The sequence below is a fragment of the Streptomyces sp. NPDC086080 genome, assembly GCF_044540255.1.
Taxonomy (GTDB): domain Bacteria; phylum Actinomycetota; class Actinomycetes; order Streptomycetales; family Streptomycetaceae; genus Streptomyces.
In genome coordinates, this window is the sequence record NZ_JBITRU010000077.1 from 1 (window position 1) to 8,727 (window position 8,727).

General features: G+C 66.8%; 8 protein-coding genes and 1 tRNA gene. 3 read left to right on the forward strand and 6 right to left on the reverse strand.

The annotated features are described in order from the left end of the window. Positions 1-1,022: 1,022 nt before the first annotated feature. Complete coding sequence (locus ACIF9R_RS37665) at positions 1,023-1,757, reverse strand: hypothetical protein (RefSeq protein ID WP_399987543.1); 735 nt, start codon at positions 1,755-1,757, stop codon at positions 1,023-1,025. Positions 1,758-2,219: 462 nt separating this feature from the next. Here ACIF9R_RS37665 and ACIF9R_RS37670 point away from each other — a divergent pair, with 462 nt between their 5' ends. The 3 genes from ACIF9R_RS37670 to ACIF9R_RS37680 are packed head-to-tail and all read left to right on the forward strand — an operon-like array spanning position 2,220 to position 5,041. Next, complete coding sequence (locus ACIF9R_RS37670) at positions 2,220-3,431, forward strand: XRE family transcriptional regulator (RefSeq protein WP_399987545.1); 1,212 nt, start codon at positions 2,220-2,222, stop codon at positions 3,429-3,431. 32 nt (positions 3,432-3,463) lie between these two features. Beyond that, a complete protein-coding gene (locus tag ACIF9R_RS37675) occupies positions 3,464-4,111 on the forward strand; it encodes an isochorismatase family cysteine hydrolase (RefSeq protein ID WP_399987547.1) in 648 nt (215 codons plus the stop codon). A 24-nt stretch (positions 4,112-4,135) separates the two neighbouring features. Further along, positions 4,136-5,041, forward strand: a complete 906-nt coding sequence (locus tag ACIF9R_RS37680; protein WP_399987549.1) for an FAD-dependent oxidoreductase — start codon at positions 4,136-4,138, stop codon at positions 5,039-5,041. Positions 5,042-5,226: 185 nt separating this feature from the next. Here ACIF9R_RS37680 and ACIF9R_RS37685 read toward each other — a convergent pair. The 5 genes from ACIF9R_RS37685 to ACIF9R_RS37705 form a co-directional block, all read right to left on the reverse strand. Next, positions 5,227-5,301 (reverse strand) — tRNA-Trp (locus ACIF9R_RS37685). A gap of 70 nt (positions 5,302-5,371) precedes the next feature. Next, complete coding sequence (locus tag ACIF9R_RS37690) at positions 5,372-5,671, reverse strand: hypothetical protein (protein ID WP_399987551.1); 300 nt, start codon at positions 5,669-5,671, stop codon at positions 5,372-5,374. Further along, complete coding sequence (locus ACIF9R_RS37695) at positions 5,661-6,563, reverse strand: hypothetical protein (RefSeq protein ID WP_399987553.1); 903 nt, start codon at positions 6,561-6,563, stop codon at positions 5,661-5,663. The genes ACIF9R_RS37690 and ACIF9R_RS37695 overlap by 11 nt, the downstream gene beginning before the upstream one ends. 238 nt (positions 6,564-6,801) lie before the next feature. Further along, on the reverse strand, positions 6,802-7,467 hold the full coding sequence (locus ACIF9R_RS37700; protein ID WP_399987555.1) for a hypothetical protein: 666 nt from the start codon (positions 7,465-7,467) through the stop codon (positions 6,802-6,804). Between the two features lie 778 nt (positions 7,468-8,245). Then, positions 8,246-8,527, reverse strand: a complete 282-nt coding sequence (locus ACIF9R_RS37705; protein WP_159039464.1) for a DUF6372 family protein — start codon at positions 8,525-8,527, stop codon at positions 8,246-8,248. Positions 8,528-8,727: the final 200 nt, after the last annotated feature.

Below are 8,727 nucleotides of genomic sequence, written 5' to 3' on the forward strand. Positions count from 1 at the left end.
CGCGCCGTCTCCTCCGGAGACATGACGCGCCGTCACTACGTGACGGACCGTCACCCCCGTCGCTCCGCGACGAATATGTAACGCCGCTCCGCGGCGTTACCGCTGGCTACCAGGATAGGCGCCGGCCTTCGCTGGCCCGTTACATAATCGAGAGTCGCGGCATCCTTGGCCTTTGGATGCTCTCAAACGCTTTTTAACTGCGATTTTGTCTCCTGGTGCGCTTGATTGTTGGCAATGAGTGGGGTGACCTGCGTTGAAAGGCCCGCCAAAGCAGCCTCTTCTGTACCTGATGTGTACCCATTATGTAACGCACTCAGCGCCGTTACATAATTTATGTAACGGATACTCTCCGTGCTACAGACGGTGGTCTGGACCTCTTGAACATTTCGATGCATGGAAAGCCCGATAGAGCGTCGCACATTTCTGATGCATTCACTCGCCTTACATTATCTGGTTTCTGGTGGAGTGTTGGTTATTCTGTACTGATTCTCTCTCGATGGTGTTCTCCAAAGGGGGCGAATCGTTATGTCTCGAAGCGGAATATCAGGATCTAATTCGGTGCTCGCATTTCTTGTGCTCGGGTTTCTTTGGTGTTGGCTCTCGGTGGTGGTCAGCGTGAGAATGACATGGCTTTTCGCCGCTCCTGGCAACAACGGGTGAGCACTACCCGTCAACGTCAACAACCAGGCCACCTCACCTGCACCACTGACGCTCAGATGACGAAGTACAACTGACACTCCCCCGCAGACCAGCACACGGTGCGCAGGCCGGGCGGGTGGCGAGGGTGAGGACGCCGGGCGGGCAATGTCCGGCGTCGACGAGGTAGCGGGCCAGGACGCGGATGCGGAGCGCCAGATTCTGTGGGCGGCCGTCGTCGCCCTCGGCGGTCACCGCCATGCGGCCGGCGGACGCCCCGGGCCGAGGCCCTCACGGTGCGGTGATACATGGAACCGCCCCGCACGCGGCTCACTTCACGTGCAGGGCGGAGCGTTCAACGCGACAAGGTCAGGCGGATCTGGCACTTATCCGAAGGAGATCGCCTGGCCATTGGCACCTACTGCCACAAACATTGTTACAAAGCGGCGCGGGGTAGGGGTCGGATGGACCCGGTGGGCGTACTCAGAGGACATGATCGCGGTCCGCCCCGCGACGGGCTGGACCTTTATCCGCTCGGCTGAAGCGAACAGGCGCTCGTCCAGCGGGTAGGACTCCTTCGGATGAGCGCCGGCGTCAGCCGGCTTCCAGGCAGCCACCTCCAGCTCGCCGTTCTGCGGCGTGTTCAGGTACGTGATCACCGACCAGTGCTGACTGTCCGGGCCGAGGTCCAGCTCGGTGCCCGGGTACTCGAGGTGCGCGGCATCGAAGTGCCAGTCGATGCCGTTCATGGTTTCCCTGACGACCGCCGGCGTGAAGGCGTGGCCGTCCTGGCTGTGCGCCGGCTCCACGGTGTGGACGCCGACCACATCGGCGACGAGCCGGCGGGCGAGTGCCGTCCACGCCTCTACGGCGGCGTGCTGGGCCGCCGCTGCGCGATTGAAGTAGGCCGGGGTCCAGCCGGTCCCCGTCCACCCCTCGAACGTGTTCTCGACGTGGTTGTTGATGCCGGTCCGGCCCGAGCCCGAGCCCGAGCCGGCGAGCGCGGCGAGCTCGGCTACCAGCGTGGGCGGTATGGCTCCGTCGACAACCCTTCCCTGTACGAGCTCTAGGTCGTGCCCATTCTGGCTCCATGAACCATTGTTGATCTTGAGGTCAGTCATCGTGTTCTCCCTTGTGGTGGTGGCCCGGAGGGCCCTGGCCTGCATTTCAGGCCGTCGGGAGAACCGTGATCTATTACGCGAAATCCTGGCAAAGGGCTGGACAGCTGGACAGCTGAACCTCAGTTGGGACGCCAGTTGACCTGGGGAAAGAGGCAGCCGCCGGAATCTTCCTAGAATGGTGACTGGACGCTGGACAGGGCCGCCGGTCAGCGCGAGTAGTAACCATCGCCGGGTGGAACGATGCCCGAAGCCCCGAACGAGAACCTGCGGGGAGCCAAACAGTGGCTGTCCGGGCAGTTGAATGATGTCGGAAATCGGCCCCCGCCGTCGAGCCGGGATCTGGAACGTCTGGCCGCATGCCTGGGACTGCAGGCCTCGGGGGCCGGGTGGTCAAAGACGGCAATCAGCAACAAGCGGCGCCCATGTAACGCCTCCAAGTTGGACAGGGACGGAGTCGCGGGCTTGGCCCGGCTCCACTACGCGTGGACCCACCCTGAGAAGGCGTACATCGCGAGGAAGCCTGGCTCCTCGCGCCATGACAAGTTCCCCGAGGACATGCAAGAGCTCAGAAAAAGGATTCCTGAGCTAAAGGTCGAGTCTCCGCATCAGACCAGGGGCCGGGGTGGATACCCCAAACGCGAAGCCTCAGTGGAAGAGGAGAGAGCTAAGGGCGAACTTCAGACCCAGATCGACGACTGGATTTCCATGTGTAAGGCCACATACGGCCTTAGCCTGTCGGCACCCCGACGGGGTACCGCTGATCCCCCGACGTCTGAATCCGTTCCGCTCGGGCCAGCGCATGTGGTCAGCCACAAGTTCGTTCCGATCTATCTGGGTGCTGATGTTGAGCCGCTGCTTGCCGGTGCCGAGCCGCTTCAGGACGGTCCCGGCGGCCTCGAGCACCGGGTTCTACGAGCCGGGCACCCGGACGCTGCACCGGATTCCCGGCTATACGTGTATGCGTGCGGTGTTGCGATCTTCCACCTCGTGCAACCGCGATCAGTGGAGTGTCTCGGCGAGCTGGCGGCGTGGCGGTACCGGTCGTACGACACGGATCTGGACTGGGCGACAAAGCATCTGCAGAGGCGCCTCGCGCAGGAGGGCTCGGCCACGGAGGCCGCCGCACCGTACGTACTGTCGGCGTACCTTCTTGAGGACTCCCCGTGGGAGGGCGCGCACCTGGAGACAGCGCTGCAGGTGGTGGCCACGCCGTCGGTCCTGGTGGACCGGAACCATCCGGGCGGGGCGGAGCGCCTGGGTGATGATGTTGAGCGGGGCCTGTTCATCGATGGCTACCGGAACCAGGACGCTGTCGACTTCGGCATTCAGGCCGTGTCGATGGGCGTGGCTGGCTGGTCGGGGGTGGCGTATCACCCCCTGTCGCCCGAGCGGGCACTTGCCATGGACGAGATCGTGGAGCTTGAGCTCGACGTCCAGACGTTGTGGGCGTTGAGCGCGTATGTACGGGGCGAAGTCGAGGCGGGCCGGGACCCGGTGATGCGGGACGAGGAGCACGGCTTGCGGTGGCTGCGCGGCGCGTACTCTCGGTTGACTGTGGCGCGGGACCAGGAGACGACACCGCACCAGCGGATGCGCAAGGCGGTCCTCGCGACGAGCGATCTGCCGGACCGGCTGCGCCATATGCAGGAAGCCCTACGTGAATCGATTACCTGACCGATCTCGGCCCGTTTCGTCTGGAGGACTGGGTGAACACTCGTAGGTACGCGCTCGTGGTCGTCGACGTGCAGCGCGGCTTCGTCAACCGACACAGCATGCATGCGGTGCCGGCCGTGGTGCGGCTCGTCGAGGGGTGGACCGCGGTCGGCATGCCGGTGGTGTTCTCCCGGTTCCAGAACGTGCCCGGCTCGCCGTATGAGCGGATCTCCGACTGGACGCACTTGCGCACTTCGGAGGAGCAGGCGCTGATCGACGAGCTCGAGCCGTACGCCCGGTACGCGACTGGGATCATCGACAAGTCCGTCTCCAGCGCGCTCACTGCCGACCTGCAGCGACTGGTGGCGGAACACGGATGGACGGACCTGGTGCTGTGCGGGATCGACACGGACAGCTGCGTGTACGACACCGCAGTTGCCGTGTACCACAGGGGCCTGCGGCCGTGGATCGTGACGGACGCGTGCGCATCCACTGGCGGAGCTGAGTTCCACGAGGCTGCACTGTTGCTGGCAAGGCGCAACATTGGCACCAGCCAGCTGCTCACCGTCGACGAGGTCTTCGATCATCTGGCCGCGGGTGCCAACTCCGACCGGCGCGCCACAGGGGCCTTCCGTGAGGCCGTCTCGCAGCCCGGGAACCGGGAGACGCTCGACCGCGACTTCGGCGACACGGCAGGGTAATCGTCGCATCGAAAAGGAGCCTCCATGGGCACGTACGACGCGGACCTGCTGGTCATCGGAGCGGGGCCTGCCGGCGTCGCCGCCGCGGTGATGGCATCGAGCCTGCGGATGAAGACAGTGGTCGTCGAGGCTGAGCAGGTGGGCGCAAAGCTGAGGGCGATCGGTGCGTTGGACAACGTGCCAGGCGGCTGGGCGACGGGGGCGGCGCTCGCCGAGGCGCTCGCCTCAGACCTGACCCGGCACCAGGAGCTGGGGCGCCTCAGCGTGCTGTCCGATCGCGCCGTACGGGTTGCGGGCCATGACGACCGTGCCGAGGTCGCCCTCGATGACGGCCGCGTCCTCACCGCGCCGGCCATCGTGGTAGCCACCGGGGTAACCGCACTCACGCCCGGGGATGTCGCCTGGATCGAGGCGCCAAAGAGCAGGTGGATGCCGCCGCTGTGGCGGGCGGCGACCGAAGACCTTGAGGGGCACCGGGTTGCGGTGCTGGGCGCGGACCGGTCACTCGGCACCTGGCTGCGCGCGCACCCGCAGGCCACGGTGTACTTCCACGTGCTATATCCCGAGGCCGACCGCTACAAGACCGACGAGGTCGCTGACGACCAGCGCATCCATCTCGACCTCGTCGACTACGTCGCCGTGGCCCCCGTGCAGGACGGCTTCCGTATCAGCACCCGGGGTCCGGGCGGCGTCGGGTCGCACACATTCGTCGTCGACGCGGTGCTCAGCAACATGGGCTCCAAACCCGCCGCTCTGCCCGGGCTGATCACGGGGACGGACGGGTACTGTCCACCGGACGAGCAACATCCCCGCATCCTGGTGGCCGGAGACCTGAAAAGTGCGAGAATGCAGCGCATCGCCGTAGCCATGGGGGATGGCGGACGAGCCACTTTGATTCCGTACTACAAGGCCAATGCCGTGCCCAGCTGATCACCCACCGTCGCGCGCGCCTTGGACAGTCATCGCCCTACGCGGCTGCGGCCCGACAGCCAGGCAACCCAACTCCGACACCGCGCTGCGAGGTGCTCGGGAGTTCTGCAGGGCCGGCGCTGGCCCAGCCCGTCGGCTCATGAGGGAGCGGCCAGGTCCTCATGGGACCTGGCCGCTGTGCTGTGCAGGGGCGGCAGGATTTGAACCTGCGGCGTGCGGGTTTGGAGTCCGCTGCTCTGGCCGGGCTGAGCTACACCCCTCCGGTGGAGGGAGCCTGACACGGCGGTGATTCCCTCTGCCACCGGATTTCGGCAAGGCGCCCGCGCCCGATCAGGTACGCGGCGGATCGGGCCGGGTGAGCTGCATCGGGATGAAGATGGCCACGGTGTACCCCACGCTGATGAACAGCGTGAAGCCGATTCGCATCCCGATGCCGGCGTCACCGAGGGCGTCGGTTCCCCAGACGATGCCCAGCGCGGCGATGAGGCAGAGGATCCACCAGCCCATCAGCACGTTCCAGGCCCGCAGGCGTTGCCAGTACTCGCGTTCCTTGGCCGCCCGTGCGTCGGGGGTGTCACTCAGGATGCGGTCGTGCCAGGCGAAGTAGGCCATGCACTGGTCATGGTCCATCTGCTCCCAGTCGGCCGGCTTCAGTGGGATCTGTATGTCGTGGCGCTCGAGGTAGGCGTGACGCTGCTCGCGGCTCAGCTCGCGCCAGCCGGTGGGCGGCTGCCAGGCCATAAGTTCCCTGCTGGTCCTCAGCGTCATGGCGCGACACGGTACCGCGCCAGACCTCGCTGAGTGCAGCTAAGGCGCCTGATCCTGCCATCGCTGAACGGCACCGGGGGAGAACGGGTCGGGTGGCAGCGGTTGGAACCGGGATCCTTCTAGCCTTGGTGGCGTACTGTCGCAGGCGCTCTTCCTCGGAGCCGGTGAAACCATGGCCCAGCGCCCAGCCGCACAACTCGTCGACGGTCCACCGGTAGCCCGCCTCGTGCAGTTTCAGCAGTGTGTGCACGGCGAACGCCTTGTCGATGCCGCCGACGAGGGCGTTGGCGTGGTTCACGAGCTGCCCCAGTTCGGTCATCGCCGCCTCGACCACCGGCTCCAGCAGCGGCTCGTCCGCCTGCGGGTGTACGGACCCGTCGATCACGCTCACGGCACGGCGTACGCGCAGCCACGCGGTCAGAAGGGGGTCGGGGCCCCAGGGGATGACGCAGATGGCGGTCGCACGGCCCCGGAGATCACCCGCGAGATCGCCCACGATCTCCCGGGTCGGCCAGGGAGCCAGTACCGGGCCGTGGTCCCACCCCGACAGGGTGGTGCGCTTGGCAACAACGGCGCCCCGTACCCGCTGGGCCATCCGATGTTGCCGATAGTTCTGCAGCTGGGAGACCAGGACGAGCTTCAGGCCCGGTTGCTCCATGAGCCAGTCGGCGCCAGTGATGCCGGCCTGGTCGGTCCAGTCGGGTTCCTCGGGGGTCCACGGCACGTAGTACAGCGGCGCGCTGCTGGGGTTCACGATCAGGCTCCCGTCCCTCGTCGCGTCCACGCACGAGCTTGTCACCGGTCTCGTCGGCCGACAGGTGTCCTGTGCCACCGATGTTTGAGCGTGTGCCATCGATTCCCAATGCTGTCTGTCAAGCCGCGAGAGCCGCAGGAGGCGCGACCTCGTAGGTCCGTCCGTCACGCAAGAGGGCCCAGAGGACGAGCATGACGGCGTGGAGGGTACGGGCCTGGTCGCCGGTCGGGGCGCCAGGTCACCGGCGGCCGCCGAGCCACCGCGGCCACCGTCGTCGGCGTGGCGAACGCCCGGTCTGTGGTGGCTCCAGGGGCGGTGGCGGGAGCGGCGGCCGTGGTGGCACGGGCGGGGTGCCGGAGGCGACAGGAGGGGCGGCCGGTTCACGGTGCGGGGGTGTCACGGTCGGCTCGTCGACGGGCTCGGGTTCGGGCTGCACCGACTTGGCCGGTGCCTCGGCCGGCTCTTGAACCTGCGGGGGTGGGACAGCCGCCACTGGAGGCGGGGATGTCGGCGGAGCCTGCGGCGGGCGGGATTCCGATGCAGGGCGCGGTCGGCGGGCACGTGCCCGGGCCTGAGCCGGGGTGTCGGCCCGCTGCCGGGCCGTGACGGTAGCAGGGCATGTCGGGTCGGTGGGCAGTCCGCTGCTCGGATCGGTCTCCCAGTGGGCGATCTGCCAGTGCTCGTCGGCGAACAGCCGCAGCTGCGGAATGTGCGGGGTGTCGAAGACGGTCCACTCGCCGAAGGCGAGGACGTGGGTTCCGGCGGCAAGCGGCTTGATGAGGCTGTCGTGGGCGGATCGCAGCAGTACGTGGAAGCGGGTGTCCCCGGCCGGTACGTTCAGGGCCAGGCGAGCGTACGGCTGTCCGTTTCGGTCCTCGGCGATGCTGTGGACGGTGCCGTGCACGGCGAATCGGATAGCCGATCGGCTCGCGGCGTGGGCACCGCTGGTAGAGGTCGGCGTAGGTGCGCGGGCTGTAGCAGAACCGGCCCCAGGGAATGGGCTGTTGGCCGTACGGCTTGACGCGGAAGCGCTCGACCATCTTGGGGTCGAAGCCGTGCAACTGCAGGAATCAGGCGATCTTCGCGGCGCTGGTGATGGCCGGCGGGAGGTAGGGCCGCACGGTGGTCGTGTTTCGGGTACGGATCACGCCGGGGTCGCTCTGGTGGTCAGCGTGAGAATGACATGGCTTTTCGCCGCTCCTGGCAACAACGGGTGAGCACTACCCGTCAACGTCAACAACCAGGCCACCTCACCTGCACCACTGACGCTCAGATGACGAAGTACAACTGACACTCCCCCGCATTCCAGCACGGTGCTCATGCCTGGTCAGGGAGAGGGCGGTCATCCCTCATGCCTTCCGTTCGGGCGGTTGCCTGGGTCTGGTCTCGATGATCTCCATGTCGGTGCAGCCCGGCATCCTCAAGTGCTTTTCGGCGGACGGCCTGTCGCGGGCCACGACACACGCGTGCGGCTTGCAGCCTCGACACATACCGGTGGCTTTGCGCAACTCGGTCTCCAGCTCGCGGCCCAGCGCCCCGCCAGGACAGTGTTGTGGCAACAGCACCGTTCCGGACGTCCGGCGACACCTCCTGGGCGGCCGGGACGACGGCCCGCTCCAGCGGACTCAGGATGCTCGCCGTCCGGGAAGGCTGGCCCCGTTTGCGCGGCATGCCGGGCAGGCTCATGCCGTCGACGACCGCGACTCCTCGGACAGCACCTCCACCGCGGCGTAGCATGGCTCGCGCAGCCGCAGCGGGGCACTGACCTCCGGCTGCGCGTTGCCCTGCAGGTACGGGGTGCGGATGATGCGCATTTCCAGGCCTGGCTCAGCCTTGTTGGCGCAGCTGCACCAGACGGGAACCGCGTGGTAGATCCGGCACTCGCACTCGTCCGGCGCCTGCCGGGTCCAGAAGAAGATGAACCGCTGCCGCTGATACAGCACGGGGAACTGGGGCCTGTCCATGTAGGCAACGTAAGCCCGGTCGAGCACGAACACACCGGCCGCCGTCCGGGCGGGAAATGCACACGAACTCCGCGGTGCGCGGCCCCACTTGGTGGTGGTCGGCATTAGGGTCTGTCCGGCGGATCACTGGCGGAGCCAGAGCCGGATTGCTGCGGCGGTGACGGTGCCGTGGAAGACGTAGGCCCGCTTGTCGTAACGAG

Bases quoted from the DNA above. Each gene is read 5' to 3' on its own strand.
- ACIF9R_RS37665 (WP_399987543.1), bottom strand. From the start codon at position 1,757: ATGACTGACCTCAAGATCAACAATGGTTCATGGAGCCAGAATGGGCAC.
- ACIF9R_RS37680 (WP_399987549.1), top strand. From the start codon at position 4,136: ATGGGCACGTACGACGCGGACCTGCTGGTCATCGGAGCGGGGCCTGCC.
- ACIF9R_RS37690 (WP_399987551.1), bottom strand. From the start codon at position 5,671: ATGGACCATGACCAGTGCATGGCCTACTTCGCCTGGCACGACCGCATC.
- ACIF9R_RS37705 (WP_159039464.1), bottom strand. From the start codon at position 8,527: ATGGACAGGCCCCAGTTCCCCGTGCTGTATCAGCGGCAGCGGTTCATC.